Here is a 24,705-nt window from a genome sequence, read left to right on the forward strand (position 1 = left end):
GTAGAAATGTGGTGGTCTACAACCTTTTTGTCTACGGTTAACCTGATTCTCTAGTATTCTTATGGCGAATATACTTTCGATTGAATAGATATATGGAAATTCCAAGACTTTAATATAGAAGCTATAGAAGAAATTATTGTTTCAGGAATAATTATAGAAGCAAATTATAATTCTTACTAGAGATATTCTTTTTATGTAAAGGCATTCTGAATAAAATATAGTACTTAAACTATCTGGTGCAATCCATAAAGAAGGAGAAGCACCTTTTTTGTTGAATTTATAATAAGGGTAGAATACTGGAATATGGTTATCTCTTTTCTAATAGGAAAAATATTAAAGTTAGCGAAATACAAAATGACGGAGTAAATAAGTTTTTAGACTTTTATGATTTAGATGGTAATAAGCTACAAGTTTGTTATTGGAAGTAGGCTTTGTGAATAAATATACTTAAATGGTGCTTTAACGAAAGAAGGAGTTGTTATTATAGCAACTACTATCGCTAATTGTACTAAAGACTTTAATTGAAGAAAATGGTAGTTAAAGTTCTTTAAAAGTACGCGTTGTGAAAAGAGGGATATTCCATACTCGTCCAGAATATATAGATTTAGAAGGTCTAAACTAGAAACGAGGACGGCGTAATGAGCAAAAAGCTAATATGGTTCTCCTTAATTTTCTTAATAATGATTTCAGTTCTGGCTTTGAAATTGATTACCCAAAGTGAAAGAGAAGAATCAATTATAACTGAAAACAATACCCTGGTAAAATACCCCCCCAAAACAGTTCCACCAGGTAGTGATAGTCAATACGATATTGAATTGACAATGACTAAAGAAGGAAAATTAGATTTAGAAGCCACAGTAATCTTAAATAACATCTCTCAAGATTCGTGGAACGACCTAGTATTTTACTTTATCCCAAATATTTTCACGGAAAATACTTCCCAAGAATTAAATTATCCTTTAGAAGTTCCAGCAACTATTCAATTACATAATGTCACTTTAGATGGTGAGCAAGTGGATTATAATCTAGAAAAGGACACATTAAGTATACCTCTTTCAAAAGAATTAGAACCGGGTAATGTCGTAAGAGTGAACTTTGATTATGAATTCACTCTTCCTGAAGGAGGAGTGAGATTTACTAAAAGTAATGAGAATTACCACTTGGCTCAATTCTATCCAATGGTTGCAACATATAGAGACCATAAATGGAATAAGGAAGAATATAGGTTTAGGGGAGAAACATACCATACAGGGTTTAGTGACTTTAAAGTATCATATGATATTCCTGAAGGTTATACCTTTGTTTCTACTAGCGAGGCTGATGAATACCCGGGCAAAACAGTTGGAACATTTGAAGTAAATGATGTTAAAGAGGTTTTTATAGCAATCTTAAAAGAACCAATGGTTATTCAGAAACAAAAAAGCAATATAAACATAAGAGTATTTGGATTCGAGGATAAAGCGGATTTATACAAAGAGATTAGTGAAGTCGCTTCAGATACGTTAACTTATTTCCAAGAGAATATTGGTCCTTATCCATTTACCCAATTAGACATAGTGATAGATGGTCTTGGAATGGAGTATCCAGGTATTGTTACAGTTAATTCAATTTATAATAGTGGTCCTGTAAATCCTGACGCTCTTAAAAGTATGGTTATTCACGAAATAGCTCATCAATGGTTTTATGGTGTTACCAGCAATAATCCATATCATAATGCTTGGTTAGATGAAGGTTTGGCAAGTTTCTCCGCTAGTCTTTATCATTTTTCTACGAGTAATGAAAAAATACCATACGAATCTATGAACGAACAAATAGGGAAACTTGAGCCAATTCCAGTTAATTTACCATTAGATAAATATGATAAACAAATGAGTTCATATGTTTATGAAAAATCTGTCACTATGTTGTGGAATTTAATTGAACAAAAGGGTGGAATAGAGGAAGCCGAAGAGTTTTTAAAGACTTATTATGATTATTATAAATATAAAGAAGTGGATTCTGAGGAATTTGTAAGATTTACGAAACATTATTTCAACTTAGAAGATGATTCATTCTTCAAAGAATGGTTATTACTTGAGTGATTTTTAGGCACTTCACTTTTATTCAAGTAACCAGTTTATAGACGCTATTTTCCTCTTGCACTATATGGTCAATTATTTAGTAAGATAATCGTTACAAAAACTAAATGGCAAGCAGAACTATAATTTTTCATGAAAATGTTATAAGAAATAAGGGATTAGAATAAAAGTTGGATTAAGAAGTCCTTGGTGTCAGTGCCTGGGACTTTTTGTATAAAATTAGGAGGAGATAAAATTGAGCTGGACTTCCATCAGGGATTTTCTTAGTATTCCTAAAAACGGTACAGGAAATGGGGTTAAAATAGCCATAATAGATGAAATCTTTCACTCTCACCCGGAAATTATTTCTAATCAGAACAGAAATACTTTCTTAGTAAAAACACATACACCTAATACAGCACCGATTAAACTAACGAAAGAAACGCAGAATAATATTGGGCTTCACGGATTATGGACGGCAGCGGCTGCAGGAGGTACTGGCTTGTTATCAAATGGAATATATGCTGGAACAGCACCTGAAGCGGATATGTATTTAATTGAGGCTGGAAAACTCAACACAATGGAAGATATAGAAACAAATATAGGGAACGCTTTAGTTTGGGTCAAGGAAAATGCAGCGAGATATGGTATTAGGGGAGTTGTGTTGACAATAGTGGGACAAAGGGATACTGGGCTTCTTCCTTGGCAAGCAGATCCTTTGCGAATTTTATGTGAGGAGTTAGCACATAAGGGGATATTGGTTGTAGTAGCATCAGGTAACAATTGTGAACTCACTAGTGCTTCTGTAGCATCGCCATCTGTTTTAGCTGTAGGAGGTGTACTATTACCGGAAAATGGTGAAATACAAGATGCTGAATCCTTTCCAGGAAGCAGGGGATTGACGTTTGATGCTAAATGGAATCCTGATATTTTATCACCAGCTATGAATGTAGTATTGCCATTTCCATTTAAATCAGATGAAGAACGTTTGAATCATTATTCTTTTATGAACGACAATCTTCCTCCTAATTACGCCCGTCAATGGGGTACATCTTATGCTGCCCCGATAGTGTTAGGATTAGCAGCGTGCATATGGCAGCAATACCCAAATTGGTCAGCAGAACAGGTCAAAACTGCCTTAGTTTCTAATTCTGTATTCCATAAAAACTGGGATTCATTAAAAGCAGGGTTGGCAACAGGAGATGTTTTAAAATATGGTTCTAACCATTGCGATAGAACTATTGGGATTTCAAGTTATCTACGTTGGAAATATTGGAAAGAACAGCCTTTACCCAAAAAGTTGGATATGTTGAACTCAGAAAACCACGAAGTTATTGATATCATTTTATCTTTATTACCTGAAAAAGTGTCTGTAGAAGCAATCAACAGCTTGCAAAAGTTGTTATACCATCCTTCAGAAAAAGTAAGAACAGTTGCAATCACTGTACTTTCAACTCAACCATCAATTATAAGTTCCTTAGATATATTGCATTGTCTCCAGGATGATTCTCCAAATGTGAAAATGGGAGGACTATATGCACTCCGTTTTTGTCCAGTCTTTTGGGAGGAATTAACACTGGCTCTTTGTACATTGATAAATAACGAAAATACTGATATTCGTTACAATGCTTGTAAATTAGCATTCGAAATTAAAAGCAAACAATTTATTAAGCCTTTGATTGATGGATTAGAAGAAGATGCACGAAGTAAAAGAATAGGAACTTTCGGGAAAAGACATTTGGCTTTGGAATTAATAACTGGAATCGAAATTGCCCGGGATCCTGAATGGCAAGAAGGGGAAGATCCTTACTCTAATCGAAGTATTAATGCTTTATTAAAAATAGCATCAAAATGGAAGACCTTGTTAACCTAACCAGCTAATAGAAGGTTTTATCCTATTGTATTAACTGGTGCGATAGCACAATAAAAGCAGTCGCCTTTTATTGTGCTATTTGGCAGATTACTTTAAGAAGTAAGGTTGATTCAAATGATTTGACTAAGAAGCCAGAAACCAGAGAAAAAGCATCAAACAGTCCTATAAAATAATAATAATAATAAGGACAAATTAACATACATATATATTGGAAAGGAAGTGTAAAAGAGGAGGGAGCATCATGAGTGATCCAATCGTAATGAGATCATTGGATGAAATTCAATTTTGGTCAAGGATCATGAAGGAGCATGCTTTATTTTTAAGCTTGGGATTTACTTATGAACAGAACAAATTGATTGAAGAAGCCCAACAGTTCATCACTCTTTTTGAACGAATTGAGGAAAAGCTGGCAAGGTTTACTGTAAACTCGGATTTACGTCAAATTCAGGCCTTTAACAGCGAGGTTTATCAAGCAGCTGTAGCCATTTGGAGTTACAAGAGAAAAGTTTTGGGGTTAACTTTACGTTGTGAAATCCAATCAAATAACTATCCATTATTAATTGACCATATTAGCAGAGAAGCAGCCTATTTTGCCAACAGAATAAAAGACCTCAACGAAGGAAAACTCTCCCCCGAACCTGACACGATTATTCAAGAAAATCTGTTCTTTCTCAGGATTATGGCTGACCATTCCAAATTTATCGGACATCTTTTAGATCCTTCAGAGAGAAAGCTAGTGGAACAGGCCAGAGAATTTAGCCATGATTTTGATCAATTGGTTTTTCAGGCGGTTGACTTAGACTCCATGCGCCCCCAATCTGAAACGGTTCCAATACTGGATCAATTCTTGGATCAAAACAGAGTTTCCGTAGTTTCATTAAGGGATTTTAAGAAAACAGCAAGAGATTTAATAGAGGCTTGTCGTATTAAAAGTAATATTCATCCACTACTGGCAGATCACACATTTAGAGAAGCTGAAAGATTTTTGGAGATTATAGATTTATTTGAGACTCATCTTTCAAGATTAAATCAGTAAAATAAATCAATTCAGCTGCCATACCAGGCAGCTTTTCTTGTCTTATTCTTTTTCAGTTAATGGTAAAGGTAGATAAGACATTAAATCATATGTAGACAATTTAAGATTGTGAACAATTGTACTTAAAGTAACTGGTGCATTAGCGAAAGAAGCAATATTGAGGTAACTGGCAGGATAATTAAAATGTAGGGAGAAAACCAATGAATTTAGGTAATCCAATAGCGAAAGGAAATACTGCAAAAATTTATCTATTCGACAACAAAATAGTTAAAGTTTTTAACGACTATTTACCCGATACTGAATCCATAAATGAAGCAAAGAAGCAAAGATATGCCTTTTCATGTGGGCTTCCTGTACCTGAAATTTTAGATGTTACCAATATAAACGGAAAACAAGCAATTATAATGGAATATATTAAGGGAGAGACATTAGGAAATTTATTTTTCAAAGATAAAGAACAAGCAGAGTATTACCTGAATATTTCAGTCGATATGCAACTTCAAATTCATAACATTATTCCAGAAACAATCGAATCAATGTATGATAAGTTATATTGTCAAATTGGGACAATAAATAATTTAGATAAAAGGCATAAATCTTATTTGTTAAAAAAACTGGAATCATTTACATTTGAGAAAAGGCTCTGCCATGGTGACTTTCATTTATTTAATTTGATTAAAGAAGACAACCAAGTGGTAGTTATAGATTGGGTTGATTCGAGTGCTGGAGATATTCGTGCTGATATTTATCGGACCTATCTTTTATATTCCCAATTTTCATCTAAAATAGCAGATATGTACTTGCGACTTTATTGTGAAAAGAGTGGACTGTTAAGGTCTGAAATATTTCAATGGGCTCCAGTCATTGCCAGAGCAAGATTATCTGAAAATGTCTCATCTGAGAATTCAGAACGACTTATAAAGATTATAAATAAATACTGCCCATTATAATATGACAACACTATGTAGCGTTACTTTAAGATTCATTCAGTAGGCTCATTGGCAGCTTTTCTAATTGAATTATAGGGCAGTTTAGCTAAAGGGTGTGGTCTGATAATCCTTTCAGCAATCTGGTCCATATTCTCGAATAATACTTAATAAGGGAATTATATTTAATATAAAGAGGATTATGAAATATTTATGTAGTAATAAATATGTAAAAAAATAACGAATAGGGAAAAGGGGGAATTGAAAATGGATGTAAGATATCCAATTGGGAAATTACAAGTTCCTAAAAAAGTAACATTAGAAAATATTCAAGAATGGCTAAAGGAAATTGAAACTTACACGATTCGACTAAGAGAAACTGTTGACTCATTACGTGATGAGGAATTAAGCAGAACATATCGTGATGGCAGCTGGACAGTTCATCAACTTGTTCATCACATTGCAGATTCTCAGTTGAACATGTACCAGCGGTTGAAGCTGGCTTTAACAGATGAGAATCCAACAGTACCAGCTTTTGATCAAGAAAAGTGGGCTATTCAACCGGATACAAAACTTCCTATAGAAAGTTCTATTAAAATGCTTGAAGGTATAAATGAGCGCATCGTATCTTTGGGTCATAGTTTAACCGAAGAGCAATTAGAGCGAGCTTTTACTCATCAGAAAAACGGTAAAATAACACTTGCAACAAAGGTTGCAAAATTAGCTTGGCATGAAGAGCATCACTTAGCCCATATAAAAATCGCATTATCAAAATAATACAGTATGTATGGAAATTGCTTATCGAACTTCGATAAGCAATTTTTTTAAAAAATAAGGAATAATTACAGAGGTTTTATTTAACTACAGTCAAGTAATCATTCGTTAGATATGGGGGAACTTACGGTTACCCCTTACTACACTCTTTAGTAGATAAATATTAACACTAAATAAGATTGCATATATGATAAAGTGAGAATATTAATTCATAGGTGAGAGGTGAATAATGATGATCGATAAAATTAATTTATCGAAGCGGGAAAATATATTTTTAGCAAAGAAATCATTAATAGCGAATATTTAATAAAAACATCAGTGCTTTCTTACCTATTTGGAGGGCTGGGCTCCGTGGCTCGCTAAGGGTCTAAATTTTGCATAGACAGCTAAATTTGATTTTGAGAACGGATCACCTAGGATAATGTACTAAACTAATGAAAACTTATTTAGATGAAAAAGGTATTAGTATCCCATTTTTACTTTTGGCAGTAGGACAAGCAATAGGTTCCTTGCTCGCTGGCTGGTTTATTGGAACATGGGGCTACGTTCCTTGTTTTATACTTTATGGATTAGTTGGCATGCTGGCTACTTTTATAAGCCCAAAAAAGAGTAAGATGTCTAGTTGAAATAAGTCGTACAGTTTAAGATGAAGTTATTCCGCTAAAAGCAAAGGAGGTAGAAGTTCTCTACTACCTTTTAATTTAGTACTAATTATTACTTATTTCTTTTACAACTTTTGCTGGAACTCCTGCAACAACAGAATTTTCCGGAACGTCCTTTGTAACAACGGCACCAGCGGCGACCACAGCATTGTCACCAATAGTTACACCTGGTAAAATAGTTGCATTAGAACCAATCCATGTGTTTTTTCCAAGGGTAACGGCTGCAGCATACGTCGTATTTCTTGTTTCTAAAGACATCCCATGATTAAGAGTCGCAATGGTAACATTCATTCCCAGTAAGGAACCATCTCCGATATAGATTCCACCTCTATCCTGAAAAGAGCAACCCGTATTAAAGAATACGTTTTTTCCAATCGTGGTATTTTTTCCAAAGTCAGTATAAAAAGGAGGGAAGCACATAAAAGACGCATCCACTTCACTATCTGTTAATGTTCGAAATATCTCAACAATTTCTTCCTTTGAATGATAAGAAGTATTTAATTCCATTGTTATTCTTTGTGCTTTAAAACTGCACTGTGTTAACAGTCCATGGAGTTCCTTATCCTCTCCGGCAATCGGATTTCCTGCCTTGCAATACGCAATAAATTCTTCCATATTCATTTGATATCCCTCTTTCTATTTTCATCCGTGTTACTCTATATCAATTAGTACTTCGATATCACCCGGATAATTCTCTATTTTCAATACATTTTCTATAATTTTTCTTTTCATAACTCCATTTAGATCCTATAGAAGTCTTAATATCATCATAAAATAATAGTGTCAAAATAACAAATACCTATATAGAATACCCTGATATACCCTTTTACTATAGGAATGTATAATGAAAAATATAATCAACCAACACCAATGACATTTAAAATTAAACAAACCAAGATTTTAGATGATAGTAGTATTTGGTTAAGATACTTCGTGAATTATATGAGTAAATTTTAGTTGCACTTTTGTAGAAAGAAATTTATACTTTTCCAGCAAAAAAGCGTAAGAAAATTTAATATTTCCTTACGCTTTTCTAAAAAATTAATTTGATGCATAGCTTGACAAATCATCTCGTAATCCCATTAGAAAAGCTCGACTTGCTGATGATAATGTTTGATTTTTCTTCCAAACGATATTTAAATTTGCTTCCAATGGTGGGTCAAAGGGTAAAAATTTGAGTGTTTGTTTAGATGATGTATCAATCAGTCGATCTATACATAATGCATAACCTAATCCTTCTTCTACCATAATTGCAGCATTAAAAATAAGATTATAGGTTGCAACAATTGGATTTTGATTAATATTTCGTCCAAGCCAACCAGAAAGTTGATTATCAACAATACTTTGGCGAGATACGAGAAGTGGCTGATCGTTTATGTCACTCGGGTGTATGGCATCTTTATGTGCAAGCGGGCTATCCCGTCGCATTAGAATACCCCAGCGATCCTGGTAGGGTAGTTCAATGAAATCATATTGATTTTTATCGGTCGGCTCGATTAATAATCCAAAATCGAATAACCCGTTTTCTAATTTCTCAGAAACGTCATCTGCATTACCACTATAGAGATGGAAGATAATATTCGGATACGTTGATTGTAGTTTATTTAATGACTTTGCTATGATGCGCATGCCTTCTGTCTCACCACAACCAATTGCAATTTCACCATGAATATCTACAGAGGAATCACTTAGATTATGTTCCGTACGATCAACTAATTCAATAATTTCCTTCGCTTTTTGAAGTAAATAGTGACCGGAATCTGTGAGAATAATTTCGCGATTACCACGAATAAATAAAGTCGTTGCTAATTGTTCTTCCAATTCTTTGAGCTGACGAGAAAGCGTCGGTTGTGTTAAATGCAGTGATTCAGCTGCTTTTGAAATATTGCGCTCATTGGCTAAAGCAATAAAATAACACAAAACTCGAACGTCCATAAATAAACCTTCCTTTATATAGCTCATAAGCATAATTGGCTAGTTAATATAAGTATTTCTTTTACCTAGTATATCAATTTAAAGTTGAATTGAAAGAGGAATGTAAAAAGATAGTAGGTTTCAAAGGGGAGAAAAGAGGACGGGAAGAAAGAGCGGAAACATCTAAGGATTCGGTGGTTTTCAAATATCAATCAAACGTTTGATCAATGCCCCTGTGATTGTGTCTCATTGACAATCCTCTCAGTAAAATATATATTGTTTATATAATAAATCCCAAGAATCAATATTTTCGGTTAATTGCATATTACAAAATGATAGCGGTTTCAAAGGGGTTTCTACATAGTCAAAGTAGATTCTGAACATGGGAAACATTACATATGAGGAGGAGATTCGATTGAGTACAGATTTAGGAGGAATTCAAGATATCATCAAGGATAGTAAGATTGTCTACCCAGATAAGGCGAGGCAGGAATCAACCGAAATAGGGAGCAGTGAGGCTTTTCAAACCTTACTACAGCAATCGCAGGAAGATCCTGAGACGTTTTGGAATAATGTTGCCAAGGAACTGCATTGGTTTAAACCGTGGGAAAAAACTATTAGTGGTAGCTTGTCAGATTTTGAATTTTTCCAAGGAGGCATCAGCAATCCTTGCTACAATCTATTAGATCGGCATATCGAAAATGGAGCGGGCAATAGAACTGCGCTTATTTGGGAAGGGGAAGATGGGAAATCGAGTTTTTATACTTACCGGATGCTACTGGAAGAAGTGAATCGGTTCGCCAATATTCTTCAGTCTATGGGAGTGAAGAAGGGTGATCCTGTTGCCATTTATCTTCCTAATCTTGCGGAGTCGTTTATTGCAATCCTTGCTTGTTTTCGATTGGGGGCTGTTTATAGCACGATCTTCTCCGGTTTTTCCGAACAATCTTTAAAAGATCGTCTGGCCAGTTATGAGCCAAAGATGGTCGTTACTGCTGATGCAAGTTTGCGGCGTGGAAAAGTAATTCCGCTTAAAGAAAAAGTTGATCATGTTATTGATGAAATTCCCAGTGTCGATGCGGTGATTGTCGTGGACCGTTTGGGTACGAAACCATCGATGGAACAAGGAAGAGATTTCTGGTGGCATGAAGAACGACAGAAGGCAGCTATTCATTTTGATCCTGTACATGTTGAGGCAAATGAGCCAGGGATTGTCTTTTATACAAGTGGGACAACGGGCAAACCTAAAGGGGTTGTTCATGCTGGCATGGCATTCGTTGTTCAAAACTATGTTTATGCCAAATATCATATGGATCATCGCCCTGATGACGTTTTTTGGTGTACAGCGGACGTTGGTTGGTTAACGATGCATATCTGGGGAGTCGTTGGCTCGTTGGCAAACGGAGTCACAACAGTTGTTTACGAAGGTGCTCCTAATTATCCGGAGCAGGATCGCTTTTATCAAATTATCGATAAATATCGGGTGAACAAGTTATTTACAGCTCCAACTGCATTACGCATGCTTCGAAGTCTTGGAGAAAAAGCGCTTCAGCCATATGATCTATCTTGTCTCGATGTTGTTTCGCTGGTTGGGGAACCGTTTGATCCGGATACGTGGCATTGGACGAAAGATGTACTTGGTCAGGGTGAAATTTGTGTCAATAATACATGGGGGCAAACGGAAACAGCAGGAACTCCATTAGCAGGAGCTGCTTGGCTAACGCCTATGAAACCGGGATCTGCCGGTGTCCAGTTTTTGGGTGCTGATATGGGCATTGTAGATAATGAAGGAAACCCTGTTCCTAAAGGCACACTGGGGAACTTAGTTATCAAAAAGCCGTTCCCAATGCTGTGCCGTACACTTTGGAAGGAACCTGAGCGCTATTACGAAAAGTATTTCAGCCAGGTGGAAGGGAATTATTACGCGAGTGACATTGCTTTAGAGGATGAAGATGGATATTTCTGGGTCGTGGGACGTTCGGATGATGCCTTTAATGTCTCGGGTCATCGTTTAAGTACAATGGAAATTGAGAATGCAGTCCTGGAATGCGATGGGGTCTCGGAAGTTGCAGTCATCGGTGCCCCGGATAAAATCAAGGGAGAGGTTCCTGTCGTTTTTGCAACAATAGCTGAGGAATTCACTGCAGACAATGATCTGAAAAAGCAAATTGAGCAAAGTATCGTAAAAGGGATTGGTCAATTAGCACGCCCTCAAAGTATCTTTTTTGTTGAGTCGATGCCAAAAACCGTCAGCGGGAAGATTATGCGACGACTTTTGAAAGAAGTCCAAATAAAAGGAGAAGTCGCAAGTGATGTGACCGGACTTGAAGACCCTGCGGCTATTGACCATATTAGAGAAGTTGTTTCGGGTAACATGAAGACGAAAATATAATTTTATTGAGTTGAAAACAGCATTTATTACTTGGGAATCAAAGGAAGAGAGACTTTCTGTCTTTCTTCCTTATTCATTTTTAACAGGGTAAACTACCGTCCCGTCTTCTTCAATAATTGGCATAGCACCCCATTTGCCAAGCACATGATCAACTACTTCGATTTTGCCGTCACTTCGATCAATGATATGTTTTACATTCACTCCATTAGCTTTAAGCCAGTTACTAATCAGTAAACGATGGCAGCGCGCAGGGTGTTGTTCTGAACAACAGTAAACAGTGAGCTTGGCAAAGGCTATTTCCTTAAGTTCATCAATACCTTCTTTGAAATTATTGCTTAACGTATAATCAGCATAATTATGAAAGGATTGATTATTCCAGGCACCATTTAATTTTGGGGAGACATCACCAGAATCATTTCGCCTGCCACCAAGCTTTGACATATGAAAATAACTTATGCCCTCATTTTCTAACCAATCAGGCATATGATCTTTAGAAAACTGCGGGAATTTATGGCTTCCAGGAAATGCACGTACATCTGCTAGAACTTCTACCCCAACATCCTGAAGCATTTTTAAAAATATATCCTTCGAATGTGTTGAATGACCAATCGTATATAATTCCATTACTTTCACCTCTTGTTTATGTAGTCCTATTCCTTTTTAGTGACTTAATGAAACGGATTATAGGTTGATAGAATTCATGAATATAGCTTGAATTTTTAAGATCCTTAAACAATTTCCGTATTTGACTTTTACTAAAATAAATTTTATAATAATCATTATACTTTTAAATTATAAGGAGGATTATTAAAAAATGACACACGCGATAAGACTTCGTTTCCCTGCTTTGAACCAGTAATTGAATACGTTCAAAGACTCTGTTTGTGTATACAGAGTAAACGGGATTAGTCTGTCCTTTTTTAATAATCTTCTTTTCAAATACAATTATGTAATGTGAAGAAAGGTGGATTGTTCTACCTTTTTTTATTTTTGGCAAATAGGAAAGCAAACCTATTTGCATAAGTGTAACTAAGGTATTCACCCAAAGAAAGGTGAATGCAAGGTTCTCTTATTTTATTTGGAGACAGCAATTCTAACTTAACCCTAATCTAAAAGATGGGGATATTCCCTTTACTCAAAATCACAGGCAGATGTCTGTGGTTTTTTGTTTTCTAAAAAATGAATGGAGGGATTTTACGTGATGATGTTACTTTTCTTTTGATACGAGCTTGAACTTAAATAAAAGCTCGTATCGATCCAGGCTATCGATACGAAATAATAAAATTTCGGAGGTAGCAAATATGGAACAAATAAATTTTGAACTGGAAAATGTCGAAGTGACTTATTTAGATAAAGAAATATTAAAGATTGAAAGGCTAGCAGTACACCAATTTGACCGCATTGGTGTTGTTGGGAAGAATGGTGCAGGAAAGAGTACGTTATTAAATTTACTGGCAGGGATTGTTCAACCAACAAGTGGAAAAGTAAATCGGCATGTGGACTGTGGTTATTTTGAGCAGGTTGAAGCACCAGTAGCTGCTGAAGCCGACCCATCTTTAATTGGAAAGTTAGCAGTGCCAAAAGATTCAGAGGAATTAAGTGGGGGAGAGCAAACGAGATTAAAGCTTGCACAATTATTTACCCATTATTATGAGACGTTACTCATAGATGAGCCAACAACACACCTGGATCAAAATGGAATTTCCTTTTTAATGGATGAATTGCGTTATTATTATGGAGCGCTTGTATTAATAAGTCATGACCGTGCTGTTTTAGATGAACTTGTAACAACAATTTGGGAAATACGGGATGGCGAAGTGCATGTTTATAAAGGGAATTACAGTGAATTCTTGAAACAAAAACAATTGGAACGTGAGCAGCAGGTGCAAGGCCATGAACAATTCCTAAAAGAAAAAAGCCGGCTCGAAAAAGCAGCACAGGAAAAAATGAAAAAAGCTGAAAAAGTTGCTCAAGCGGGAAGCATGTCCAAAAGAGAAGCAAATGCAAAACCGAACAAGTCGTTCATGACAAAATCGAAAGGAACGAGCCAAAAGTCTGTACAGCGTGCCGCAAAAGCAATTGAACATCGTATGGAAAATCTTGAGGAAGTGGAAGCGGTACAAGAGGAAAGGCAAATCAAGTTCCGACAGTCCAAAGCTTTGGAATTGCATAACAAATTTCCAATCATGGCAGACCGGCTAACACTTCAAGTCATGGACAAAGTGTTATTGGATGAAGTGAGTTTCCAGCTACCACTCGGTAAAAAAATAGCAATAACAGGAAGCAATGGAAGTGGTAAAAGTACTTTGCTTCACCATATTGCGAACAGTGGAGCAGGACTTACGATTTCTCCAAAAGCAAGAATTGGTTACTTCCAACAGATGAGTTATCAATTTACGCGTGATGAAACAGTACTTGAATTTGTGAAAAAACGTTCTGAATACGATGAAGGATTTTTACGAAGCATACTGGGTTCGATGCAGTTTGTCGGTACAGATATACAAAAAAGTGTAAAGTCATTAAGTGGCGGAGAAGCAATTCGCCTCGAGCTTTGCCGGTTGTTCTTAGGGGAATATAACATTTTAATGTTCGACGAACCGACCAATTTCCTGGATATTCAAGCCATTGAAGCATTGGAAAAGTTTATTGCTGCATATGAAGGAACGATTCTTTTTGTAACACATGATCAAGCATTCATTAATAATGTGGCAGACGTAAAATATAATATTTCCGGGGGGAAATTGAATCCGGTGTGATCACAAATTAATTCTATGATAAGCCACTGGGGTAATCCTAGTGGCTTATTTTCTTACTAAGTAAATTCAGATGCTATTGAACAAACATGTTATTATAGAAGGAAAAACATTCCTAAATATTAATTTAAAAATATAGCAAATCAATCCCAAATTTTGTCTCATCGCAAAAAAGGAGAATCAGCAATGTACAAGCTTATGCTCATAGAAGACGATACTCAGTTAAATGACCTTATCCGGGGGAACTTAGAGCGCTACGGATATGAAGTGCATCAGCCTGATAATTTTTCCAATATAGTAGAGGAGTTTTCAAGAATAAAACCTGACCTGGTGTTACTGGATATCAACCTGCCGTATCACGATGGTTTTTTTCTATGCAGGAGTTTTCGTAAGGAGTCTAATGTTCCCATCATCATTATTTCCGCTCGCAGTCAAGAACTTGACCAGATTATGGCAATTGAATTTGGAGCAGACGACTATATTACAAAGCCATTTACGTTTGAAATGCTGCAATCTAAAGTCAGGGCAACGATTAGAAGGGTGTATGGAGAATACGCAACAAAGAAAACAATAAAAACCTGTGTTGGCCCACTATGTATTGATGACAAAACGCTTACCTTAAATATCCACGAGAGAAAAGTGGAGCTTAGCAAAAATGAATATAAGCTGCTGAAAAAACTAATGGATCATTACAATTCCTTTGTAGCGAGGGAAGTGCTAATCGAGGAAGTCTGGGATTCTGTTACATTCGTAGATGATAATACACTTACCGTAAATATTAGTAGAATAAAGCATATACTTTCCGAATTAGGATTTGATAATGCGATAAAAAGCAAAAGAGGGGTGGGGTACATGTTTCACTATTCTAAATCGATGAGGGATAACAATGCTTAAACATATTTTAAGGAACTTTCTCAAAGACCGGGCGTTACTCATCGTGTTTTATTTAGTAAATATGGCATGCATAATTACTTTTTTCCATCTCAGTGAACCAGCAAACACGGAGTTTATTTACCCTCTATCAATCGGGCTGTTTTTATTAACAATTTACCTATTGATTGACTGGCTTCGCTATTATCAAGTAAATCAGGCAATATTGCTAAAGTTAAAGAACCAATTTGCAGAACTGGAGCCACATACAGAAGAACAGAAGGCGTTTCAGCAATTATTAACTAATATAACACGTGAAAACTCCAGTAAATATAATGAAATGCAAGAACAGAATAAAGAAAGGTTTTACTTTTTATCTCATTGGATGCATTATCTTAAAACACCCGTTTCTGTAATTGAACTAATTATTGGTAAGGAAGAAAAGACAAAGGAAACTGCCGAGGTTTTCGAAAAAATTCAAATCGAAAACAACCGACTTCACAGCTCAATAGAACAAGCCTTAACGATGATAAGAATGGAAGGTTTTGAAAATGATTTGGAAGTAAAGTCAGTTGATCTACTGCCTTCTTTAAGAAAAGTCATTAATGGACGAAAGCGGGAATGTATCTATCAATCTATATTTCCTGCCATCGAATTTGAAGGTAATGATGCTTATGTTGTCACTGATTCCAAGTGGAATGAAGTTTTATTAGACCAAATTATTGCCAATGCAATTAAATACTCCAGCTTAAAAGATGGCAGCAAAAAGCTTGTTTTTCGTATTAATAAGGGAGAAAAGTATACGACATTGTCCATCACTGATGAAGGTGCAGGAATTCCTCCACATGATCTTGAAAGCGTATTTCAGCCATTCTTTACTGGTGAAAACGGTAGAAATTTTTCAAACTCCACCGGCATAGGTCTCTACCTTTGCAGAAAAATCGCAGAAAAACTTGGTCAGACGATCAACATACAATCTAATTTAAACGAAGGTACAACTGTAACTGTCAGTTGGTTGACGGGTAAAGAATCATTGGCCAAGTAAATGCCTTACAATAATGTAAGGTATTTTTAGTGTTAACAATGGTTGATATTCAGTTTGTAAATTAAAATGATATTATAGATCAACACTGAGCAGTGGAAAAGGAGGGAAAGTATGGCTGTCTTAGATGCCAGAAACATAGTTAAAATTTATGGGGACTCAAGTGGGGAAGCGGCAACAACAGCGCTTGATGGTGTCAGCTTTTCAATGAATAAAGGAGAGTTTGTTGCAATTATGGGACCGTCTGGCAGTGGCAAAACAACGCTACTCAACGTAATGAGTGGAATTGATAGTCCAACCTCAGGTGAAGTTACAATCGAAGGGCAGAAGATAAGTAAGATGACAGGAAATAAGTTAGCCTTGTTTCGCCGTAAACAGCTGGGATTTGTATTTCAGGAATTTAACCTGTTAAATAGCTTAAACGTACAAGAAAATATGATGCTGCCAATGATATTGGAAAAGAAAAAAGCAGCTGAAATGGAAGATAAGGTTCAGGACCTTGCAAGTCTATTCGGGATAGAATCAATTCTAAATAAATATCCATATCATACATCTGGCGGTCAGCAACAGCGTACTGCAGTCAGTCGGGCATTAGTGAACGAGCCAAGTATCATTTTTGCTGATGAACCAACAGGGAATTTGGATTCTAAATCTTCTACAGTCATTATGGAATGCTTTGAGAAAATAGTACATGAGCTTTCGACAACGGTTCTAATCGTGACCCATGATGTTTTTGCTGCCAGTTATTGTGAGAAAGTTGTTTTTATAAAAGACGGTCTTATTGATTCCTACATTGTGAAAAAAGGAAGCAGGAAAGAATTTTTAAATCAAATTATGGATAACCTTGCTGTCTTAGGAGGAAGACCTCATGACCTTTAAGCAAATCGTGTGGAAAATGGCAAAGGTTCATTATAAGAAGTACATTTTTTACTTTTTATGTAATAGTTTGGCAGTTATGTTTTTCTTTATGTTTATGACTGTATATTTTAACGACCAGATCGTTCAGGTTAAAGAATCAGAGTCGATTAAATATTTGTTAACAGTACCTGGTGTTGCCCTTGTTGTTTTTACGGTGTTTTTTATAGGTTATGCGCATAGTGTTTTTATGAAAAGAAGGAGAAATGAGTTTGGACTTTTCATGACGATAGGAATGTCAGGCCGTGATATAAGTAAATTGTTACTGTTGGAAAATGGAGTTATTGCTTTTTTCTCGATTATTTCAGGTATTCTTGCAGGAACAATATTTTCCAGGTTATTCTTTTTACTTTTAATGAACAGCGTCGGATTACAGGCAGTTCCATTTCATTTAAATAGTGAAATGTTCATGTACTCGATTATTATTTTTCTAATCGTATTTACCATAGCAGTTGGACAATCACTATTCCTGACACTTAGGCAAAATGTTATTCATAGCTTAAAGAGTGACAAGGTTACAGAGTCTATCAAGTTGAAAAGTCCACTAATTGGTGGCTTGGGGCTGGCTATACTAATTGGATCTATTGTGGGACTTTATTATACTTATTCTGACCCTGCTATCAGTGGTGACTACCTGCTTCTATGGGCAATGGCAACATTTATGGGATTATACATCAGCCTCCATCAGTTCACTAGTTTTTTTATAGCGTTTGCGAAAAAAAACAAACCCTTTTACTATCGCCGATTATTATTTCTGGCGAATTTAGATTACAAATTTAAACAACTGACATCCATCCTTATGCTTGTAACAGCCATGATCATGGTGACTATTTTGTATAGTACGATTACATTATTCACCTATATGTTAACTGAAAAGGAAGCAATTGATAGTAACCCTTATGATATGGCGTATATCCAAACAGAAAACAAAAATAACCTGAATTCTGAAGAGCTTTACTCGATCGTTGACCAAAAAGAAAATCCCATAAATGAGCGTCTATTGATACCGATATACTCTTACTACGAAAAACATCCATATCAGGATTGGATTAACGTCTATAATTTTATGTCAGTAGACCATTTTAATCAGTTAACTTCCAGTCAAATGGAATTGGAGGATAAAGAGTTTTTATATTATATAAATGATGAACTGGAGAACGAAGGGGACGAGGGTGACCAAGGTATTTCCTTTTCCTTTCCAAATATAAAAGGGGAGGAAACTTATACACTAAAGGAAACAATTGCTGAAAGAAATATCAACAATTTACCAGATCTCTATGACTTTATTATTGTAAGCAATTCTGAATTCGAGCAACTGAATAATAAAATAGATGGTTTTGAATCAAATCTTCATTTGATCAATGTGGCTAATTGGAAACAGTCATCGAATACTGTTGAGGAACTAACCGGGAGTTTTAAAAACTATAATGAAAAGACACCGCCAAATGCTGATATACGGACAGAGCATTACTCCGAAGAACAATTATTTCAAGTTGCTTCTAAAGTTCAGAGTTATGATCGCAATAAAAGTTCAAATGGTATATCATTTTTTGTTACCACATTTTTAAGTATCATCTTCTTTCTCGGTTCATTTTTTCTGTTGTATATTAATCTGTTTTCCGATATAGATAAGGAAAAAGACAGGATTAAGAAACTGAATAATATAGGGATTACCACAAAAGAAGTTAAGAAAATGATCTCCAGGGAGATTACAACGCTATTTTTTATGCCAACCATTCTCGGAACTGCCATAGCACTCCTTTATATTATTGCAATGGCAACGGATATCGGTGGAGTTATGAAAAATCCCGAAATAATTTTGCATTTCTTTATTGTTGCAGGAATCTACCACTGTATACAGGTAGGGTTTTACCTCTATGCAAGGAAGAAAATGTTTTCGTATTTGACTGGAGTATAATTTTTATGGACTGAATCTAATAATGATTTGGTCCTTTTTCTTTTTTTTAGATTAGGATTTCTCCTTTTTACCATTCTAAGAAGAACCTTTGAAGATACATATGGATAAAATTAAGGATGATACATGTTATTTCATTAGTTTGTCTAGGTGAATTGACAATAAAGCCTTCATGCTTTTATAATGAAAATATATTCATTCATTAAAACTGAGGAGAATCATACATGAAATCAGAGGTTGAATTTACAATTATCAGAGCCGATAAAACGGATTTAGATGTAAGGAAGCAGATGGCTGAAATATTTGCGGAAGGCTTCACACAATGGCTGGGCTATTTTTCCAAAGATAAAAACGTAATTGCAAAGGCGTTTGCTCACATGTTTGTTTTAGATCAATTTTATGTAGCTATAGCTAATGATAAAATTGCTGGAATGACAGCGTGCACTGACGGGAAAACATTATCGGTAAAATTAAATAAAAAAGAGCTAAGAAAGCAATTAGGATTCTTCAAGGGAAACATGGCTAGTATCTTTTTAAAGAAAGAATTTGAAGCTCCTTATGAAAATTTTCCTGCCAATACAGGGTCAATTGAATTTGTCGGAACAGCCTCCGAATTCCGGGGGCGTGGTGCAGCATCTCAAATCATCCAATATATCCTAGAAAATACGCTATACAAAGATTATGTGATTGAAGAGGTAGCGGATACGAATATTCCAGCAATGAAATTATATAAAAAAATGGGATTTGTGGAATATAAAAGAAAGGCTTTTCCGGAAAAGCTGGCAAAGAAAAATGGAATCAATAACCTTTTGTCTTTGAGATACGTGAAAAAATAAGGGTACTTTCTGCTGCATGAAAAAAGGACGAAAGTGAGGGAGAATTTTTGCCTAGAACGGAAGAACAATTTGAAGCAATGAGAACTGCAACAAGAAATAAAATTCATTCGGCTGCCATAAAGCTATTCGCAAAAAAGGGATTTGCAGCTGCAAGCGTGAAAGATATTGCGGAGGGTGCAGGAATCAGCATCGGGCTAATGTACCGCCATTACAAAAAGAAAGAAGAATTATTTAATGAGTTGGTTGCCTATGCTGCGGAAGGATTAGAAAGGGTAGTGAAAAGGTTTCAAAGCGATGAATCCCCAGCTGAATTAATTCAGGCATTTACGCTGGAAATATTAAATGATCTTGATAAAGATGATGAATATGCCCAGTTTCACATGCTTATGAACCAATCCCTAGGCGTGGAAAATCCTTCACCTCAAATTAATCATCTTAACAAACAGAGTGAGTTATTGTTAAATCAAACTGCTCGATTAATCGAAAAGGGTCAGAATCTAGGTCAGTTTAAACAGGGAAATGCTTCAGAGATGGCGTTTTTTTATTTTGCTTCTATACAGGGAATGACAATGATAAAACTTATGAAGAGTGAACGATATGTTACGCCAAATCCCGAAATAGTAATGGCATTTCTATTTAAGGATTGAATTAAAAAAGGGTATAATTATAATAACTAGACTAATTTATTAAAGGAGAGATTTTATGGATAATCATAAAAGAAAAATTAAAGAAGTTGATCAGTATATTTTGAATTTGCCAGCTGACATCGGGGAGATTACAGGGTCTTTAAGGGAGCTTATTTTTAGCTCTTCTCCAGAACTAATAGAGGAGTTTAAATGGTCGATGCCTAACTATTCGTGCAAAGGATTAGTTTGTTATCTTCAAGCTTCTAAAAAACATGTTAATCTTGGTTTTCAAAAAGGTAATGAACTCCAGGAAAAAGATGTAGAGAATTTATTACAAGGTACCGGAAAGACAATGAGACATATTAGGATTAAAAAGATGGAAGATATTAAACCAGAAGTTTTTACTTCTCTTATTCAAGCAGCAATGGCATTGAATGAGAACTAATATTGCTTATAGGGGAATCTAAATATCATGAAGCAAAACAAATATGATAATGTAAGTTTCTTTTCTGCGTATGAAAAAATGCCACGATCAATCAAAGGACTAAAGGGTGCTGGAGAATGGCCAGTATTAAAAGAGATCCTACCAGAACTGCGAAATAAAAATGTGCTTGATTTGGGTTGCGGTTTCGGTTGGCATTGCCGATACGCTCGCCAGGAGCATGCAAATACTGTGATTGGCGTAGATATATCCGACAAAATGCTTGAAAAAGCTCGTGGAATGACAAATGATTCATCTATTTCATATATGAAACTGCCAATTGAAGATATCAATTTTCAGGACTCGCAATTTGATGTTGTCATCAGTTCATTGGCTTTTCATTATATTAAGTCGTTTGAAGCAATTTGCGAAAAGGTCTATAAATATCTGAAGCCAGGAGGTTCTTTTATTTTTTCAGTTGAACATCCTATTTTCACCTCCCGGAACGAACAAGATTGGTATTATGATGAACAAGGGAATCGTCTCCATTGGCCAGTGGACAATTATGAATCAGAAGGTGTACGTGATACAACTTTCCTGACTGAGAATGTCATCAAATATCACCGCACGTTCTCAACATATGTCAATAACTTGATTTTTGCTGGTTTTACCATAAAAGCAGTTAAAGAACCGATGCCAGATAAAGAAATGGCCAAGAATGTTCCTGAAATGAAAGATGAAAACCGAAGACCAATGTTCTTAATCATTTCGGCAGAAAAGTAAACTGCAAAAGAAAAAAGGGGTATATCATTAAGAAATCCCTGGATTACTCTTTCATTGATAGGCATAAGAAAAGGACCAGATGTAAGAAGGTGAACATCTGGTCCTTTCTGATTATCTGTCACTGCCGATTAGTGGTAAGCAAATCATCAAACAATTAAATAACTACTGCTCTTGCAAAAAACGATCAACCATCGTGTTAAATTTGTCATCATACTCCCAAAACATCATATGTCCGCCAAGTACTGTAATTTCTGATTCGGGATAAGTTCTTTTTATATAGGGATTTGCGGTTTCTGCCCAATGTTCAGCAACAACAGTTAATGTAGGAATCGACTTGCTTGCTGTCTTTGCTATTTCACGATAATCGGAAAACATACCTGATGCGAAAAGATTAGCGGCAATGTAATATGGCGTTTTTAAGGATTGTTCAACAAGCCAAGTAAGCTCTTCCGTCTGCAATTCACGCTGAACCATCACTTGTGTAATATAATCGATAATAAATGCCCTTTGCCCCTTCGGATTTCGCAAAGATGTATTGTAAATTGCTGCAATATCATCAAGTGACCCTTCGACCCAATCCGTATCATTGACAGATAATGACTTTGGCGGCATATCAACCAAAACTAATGATTTAACATTGTCGACTCCGTTTTGCTTGAGATACTCCCAAACGGTAAAGCAGCCAAAAGACCATCCAACCAATGTCACGTTTTTTAATTTTAATTGTTGTATTACACTTGCCAAATCCTCACCATGTGTCACATAATCATTTCCTTGCGTTGTAACAATCGATCTTCCATGGCTCCTTGGGTCGATGACAATAACCCGGTTCATTTTAGAAAAATACTCTACTTGTTTGGAAAAAACCTCAGTAGTGAAAGTAAACCCTGGTATAAAGACGATTGGATCGCCTTTGCCAACATCTTGAATAAATAGTTCGATTCCGGAATCAACTTCAATATATTTATCGTCTATAACTGTCATATACCCAGCTCCCCTAAGAAAATAATATTTGTAAATTTATATTCGAGGAAATGTGTTACAGAACCTTTTAAAAGATTCCCATCATTTCATATTTCGCTTATAATAATATTATCAGAAATTATTATATAGTCAAAAAATATAATGAATGGAGGAATAGTGCAATGAGAAGTGAACAGGAAATGATAAATTTATTTGTTGAATGTGCTAGGAATGATATAGAATTCTTGTAACGTATACACAAAATATTTATAAGTCATTTAGAGAGTGAGAGGAGATGAGCAATATCGAGAATCGACCTGTTGTACCATTAACTGTTCGGCAGAAAGCAATGAATTTGGGTAGTGAGGGTGAACAATGGCTAAGGCTTTTAGATGAAATTATTCAGATTTTTGAGCGAAAATGGAAAATACATATGGGCAAAAATTTAAATGGTGGAACAGAGGCTTTTGTAGCTGAAGTTACTACTGAGGATGGGGTTGATGCCATCTTAAAATTGATGATGCCTCCAGTTGAGGGAAATACTGTGCTTGAATTGGAAGTAGAAGCTTTAACAATTGCAGATGGAGATGGCTATGTTCGATTGTTGAATTACGACATGGAACATCGGGCTACTTTGTTGGAGAGATTAGGTCCACCTTTAAGGGATATGGATTATCCTATAGATACTCAAATTGAGATCATCTGTAGAACATTGAAGAAATCATGGGACAAGCCTTTACCGTATGATCATAAATTACAATCGGCCAGCACAATCATAAACTGGTTTTCAAATTTTATTCCCAGACTATGGATAGAGCTTGAAAGTCCATGTTCAAGAAAGCTAATAGATAAGGCTTTGGTTTTCCTGAAATCTCGCTTAGCAAATACCAGCTTAGAAACCACTGTGTTGGTTCATGGTGATGCTCACAGTGGAAACATTCTGCAAGACATGACACCTAAGGAATCTTATAAGTTTATTGACCCAGATGGCATGATTGCTGAACCTGCTTATGACCTTGGTGTATTGATGCGGGAATGGCTCGATGATTTAACAGCAAGTCCCCTGGAAAGTGGTCATAAGCGGTGTTTGTTTTTAAGTGAAATAACCGGTGTAGATAAAAAGGCGATATGGGAGTGGGGATTTATTCAGTCTATCTCTACTGGACTATTTTTAATAAAGATTGGTCAGGAAAAGTTTGGATTACAAATGCTTCAAGTTGCAGAGGCCTGGAGTAAAGTTTAATTACATTGGAGGTGTATTTGTTGAGGCCCAATCTAACAAAAAATATTAGTATACAAAGTTTTAACAATTTCTATTGGTTAAAAGAAGAATTACAATCATTTTGCAGGGAAAATGGAATCAGTGCTTCCGGTTCGAAAATAGAGATTTCCGATAGAATTGAAACATTTCTTCTGACAGGGGAGATAAAAAAACCTATAAGAAAATCAAGGAGAAACAGGAAGGCAGAACATAAAGTAGATTTAAGTCTTGATACAGTAATTACGGAAAACCATCGTTGCAGTCAGGATGTAAGAGCCTTTTTCAAGACAGTTATTCCAAATTTTCATTTTTCCACCTATATCCAAAACTATTTTAAAAATAACATTGGAAAAACATATCGAGATGTTTTAGATGCTTGGTATGAGGAAGAAGAACGAAAGAAAGACCCTTCATACAAGAAAGAAATTGCTCCTCAATTTGAATACAATCAATTCATTCGTGACTTTTTTGCTGATCCGAAAAATAAAGGAAAAAGACGTGAAGCGGCGATTGAAGACTGGAATAACATTAAGAAACTCCCTGGAAGCAATAAATATGAGTCTGATAAATAGCCTTTAGTGTATCTACTGTAACGTGATTTGACTTTCTACTTGCAAATCATAGAGTTCAGGATATTATACAAACATTTAACTAACCAGTCCCTTTTATCATTTTTTTGAAAATTT

The 24,705-nt window shown here is 35.6% G+C and carries 23 protein-coding genes; 19 read left to right on the forward strand and 4 right to left on the reverse strand.

Features of this window, described 5'->3' with window-relative positions:
- The first annotated feature begins 638 nt into the window (after positions 1 to 638).
- From CIL05_RS17790 to CIL05_RS17815, 6 genes are all read left to right on the forward strand, one after another.
- Positions 639 to 2,081, forward strand: a complete 1,443-nt coding sequence (locus tag CIL05_RS17790) for a M1 family metallopeptidase (RefSeq protein WP_095656883.1) — start codon at positions 639 to 641, stop codon at positions 2,079 to 2,081.
- Between the two features lie 232 nt (positions 2,082 to 2,313).
- A complete protein-coding gene (locus CIL05_RS17795; RefSeq protein WP_165769165.1) occupies positions 2,314 to 3,930 on the forward strand; it encodes a S8 family serine peptidase in 1,617 nt (538 codons plus the stop codon).
- 241 nt (positions 3,931 to 4,171) lie between these two features.
- On the forward strand, positions 4,172 to 4,966 hold the full coding sequence (locus tag CIL05_RS17800) for a DUF2935 domain-containing protein (protein ID WP_095656885.1): 795 nt from the start codon (positions 4,172 to 4,174) through the stop codon (positions 4,964 to 4,966).
- A gap of 200 nt (positions 4,967 to 5,166) precedes the next feature.
- Complete coding sequence (locus CIL05_RS17805) at positions 5,167 to 5,916, forward strand: phosphotransferase family protein (RefSeq protein ID WP_095656886.1); 750 nt, start codon at positions 5,167 to 5,169, stop codon at positions 5,914 to 5,916.
- Between the two features lie 243 nt (positions 5,917 to 6,159).
- Positions 6,160 to 6,669, forward strand: a complete 510-nt coding sequence (locus CIL05_RS17810) for a YfiT family bacillithiol transferase (protein WP_095656887.1) — start codon at positions 6,160 to 6,162, stop codon at positions 6,667 to 6,669.
- A gap of 431 nt (positions 6,670 to 7,100) precedes the next feature.
- Positions 7,101 to 7,292, forward strand: a complete 192-nt coding sequence (locus CIL05_RS17815; RefSeq protein WP_206207803.1) for a hypothetical protein — start codon at positions 7,101 to 7,103, stop codon at positions 7,290 to 7,292.
- A gap of 81 nt (positions 7,293 to 7,373) precedes the next feature.
- On the opposite strand, the gene CIL05_RS17820 is transcribed toward CIL05_RS17815, so the two are convergent.
- Together CIL05_RS17820 and CIL05_RS17825 are read right to left on the reverse strand one after the other, a co-directional pair.
- A complete protein-coding gene (locus CIL05_RS17820) occupies positions 7,374 to 7,949 on the reverse strand; it encodes a DapH/DapD/GlmU-related protein (RefSeq protein WP_095656888.1) in 576 nt (191 codons plus the stop codon).
- A 420-nt stretch (positions 7,950 to 8,369) separates the two neighbouring features.
- On the reverse strand, positions 8,370 to 9,263 hold the full coding sequence (locus CIL05_RS17825; protein ID WP_095656889.1) for a LysR family transcriptional regulator: 894 nt from the start codon (positions 9,261 to 9,263) through the stop codon (positions 8,370 to 8,372).
- Between the two features lie 394 nt (positions 9,264 to 9,657).
- On the opposite strand from CIL05_RS17825, the gene CIL05_RS17830 reads away from it, so the two are divergent.
- A complete protein-coding gene (locus CIL05_RS17830) occupies positions 9,658 to 11,634 on the forward strand; it encodes an acetate--CoA ligase (RefSeq protein WP_240510229.1) in 1,977 nt (658 codons plus the stop codon).
- A 69-nt stretch (positions 11,635 to 11,703) separates the two neighbouring features.
- On the opposite strand, the gene CIL05_RS17835 is transcribed toward CIL05_RS17830, so the two are convergent.
- Positions 11,704 to 12,258 (reverse strand): DUF488 domain-containing protein, encoded by a 555-nt coding sequence (locus CIL05_RS17835; protein ID WP_095656891.1) that lies wholly within the window; start codon positions 12,256 to 12,258, stop codon positions 11,704 to 11,706.
- A 190-nt stretch (positions 12,259 to 12,448) separates the two neighbouring features.
- Between CIL05_RS17835 and CIL05_RS22960 the strand changes: the two genes are divergently transcribed.
- The 10 genes from CIL05_RS22960 to CIL05_RS17880 all read left to right on the forward strand — a co-directional run bounded on the left by CIL05_RS22960 (position 12,449) and on the right by CIL05_RS17880 (position 21,795).
- Positions 12,449 to 12,493: an erythromycin resistance leader peptide gene (locus CIL05_RS22960; protein WP_107505459.1), complete on the forward strand. Its 45-nt coding sequence runs from the start codon at positions 12,449 to 12,451 to the stop codon at positions 12,491 to 12,493.
- A 442-nt stretch (positions 12,494 to 12,935) separates the two neighbouring features.
- A complete protein-coding gene (locus CIL05_RS17840) occupies positions 12,936 to 14,390 on the forward strand; it encodes an Msr family ABC-F type ribosomal protection protein (RefSeq protein ID WP_095656892.1) in 1,455 nt (484 codons plus the stop codon).
- Between the two features lie 183 nt (positions 14,391 to 14,573).
- Positions 14,574 to 15,281 carry a response regulator transcription factor gene (locus tag CIL05_RS17845; RefSeq protein WP_095656893.1) on the forward strand — a complete coding sequence of 236 codons (708 nt, stop codon included), beginning with the start codon at positions 14,574 to 14,576 and terminating at the stop codon, positions 15,279 to 15,281.
- A complete protein-coding gene (locus tag CIL05_RS17850) occupies positions 15,274 to 16,302 on the forward strand; it encodes a sensor histidine kinase (protein WP_095656894.1) in 1,029 nt (342 codons plus the stop codon). Before CIL05_RS17845 ends, CIL05_RS17850 begins: the two co-directional genes overlap by 8 nt.
- Before the next feature lie 111 nt (positions 16,303 to 16,413).
- Complete coding sequence (locus CIL05_RS17855; protein WP_095656895.1) at positions 16,414 to 17,178, forward strand: ABC transporter ATP-binding protein; 765 nt, start codon at positions 16,414 to 16,416, stop codon at positions 17,176 to 17,178.
- Positions 17,168 to 19,132 carry an FtsX-like permease family protein gene (locus tag CIL05_RS17860; protein ID WP_095656896.1) on the forward strand — a complete coding sequence of 655 codons (1,965 nt, stop codon included), beginning with the start codon at positions 17,168 to 17,170 and terminating at the stop codon, positions 19,130 to 19,132. Before CIL05_RS17855 ends, CIL05_RS17860 begins: the two co-directional genes overlap by 11 nt.
- A 221-nt stretch (positions 19,133 to 19,353) precedes the next feature.
- Positions 19,354 to 19,965 carry a GNAT family N-acetyltransferase gene (locus tag CIL05_RS17865; protein WP_095656897.1) on the forward strand — a complete coding sequence of 204 codons (612 nt, stop codon included), beginning with the start codon at positions 19,354 to 19,356 and terminating at the stop codon, positions 19,963 to 19,965.
- A gap of 47 nt (positions 19,966 to 20,012) precedes the next feature.
- A complete protein-coding gene (locus tag CIL05_RS17870; protein WP_095656898.1) occupies positions 20,013 to 20,612 on the forward strand; it encodes a TetR/AcrR family transcriptional regulator in 600 nt (199 codons plus the stop codon).
- Between the two features lie 55 nt (positions 20,613 to 20,667).
- Positions 20,668 to 21,036, forward strand: a complete 369-nt coding sequence (locus tag CIL05_RS17875) for a DUF1801 domain-containing protein (protein ID WP_095656899.1) — start codon at positions 20,668 to 20,670, stop codon at positions 21,034 to 21,036.
- A gap of 27 nt (positions 21,037 to 21,063) precedes the next feature.
- Entirely contained in the window at positions 21,064 to 21,795 is a 732-nt protein-coding gene (locus CIL05_RS17880; RefSeq protein WP_095656900.1) for a class I SAM-dependent methyltransferase, read from the forward strand.
- A gap of 162 nt (positions 21,796 to 21,957) precedes the next feature.
- Here CIL05_RS17880 and CIL05_RS17885 read toward each other — a convergent pair whose 3' ends face one another.
- Positions 21,958 to 22,779 carry an alpha/beta fold hydrolase gene (locus tag CIL05_RS17885; protein ID WP_095656901.1) on the reverse strand — a complete coding sequence of 274 codons (822 nt, stop codon included), beginning with the start codon at positions 22,777 to 22,779 and terminating at the stop codon, positions 21,958 to 21,960.
- 274 nt (positions 22,780 to 23,053) lie between these two features.
- Here CIL05_RS17885 and CIL05_RS17890 point away from each other — a divergent pair, with 274 nt between their 5' ends.
- Positions 23,054 to 24,001: an aminoglycoside phosphotransferase family protein gene (locus CIL05_RS17890; protein ID WP_095656902.1), complete on the forward strand. Its 948-nt coding sequence runs from the start codon at positions 23,054 to 23,056 to the stop codon at positions 23,999 to 24,001.
- A 20-nt stretch (positions 24,002 to 24,021) separates the two neighbouring features.
- Complete coding sequence (locus CIL05_RS17895; protein WP_095656903.1) at positions 24,022 to 24,591, forward strand: DUF6434 domain-containing protein; 570 nt, start codon at positions 24,022 to 24,024, stop codon at positions 24,589 to 24,591.
- Positions 24,592 to 24,705 lie beyond the last annotated feature (114 nt).

Origin of the sequence: Virgibacillus profundi (assembly GCF_002287375.1) — a bacterium.
In the GTDB taxonomy this organism is placed as follows: Bacteria; Bacillota; Bacilli; order Bacillales; family Amphibacillaceae; genus Virgibacillus_K; species Virgibacillus_K profundi.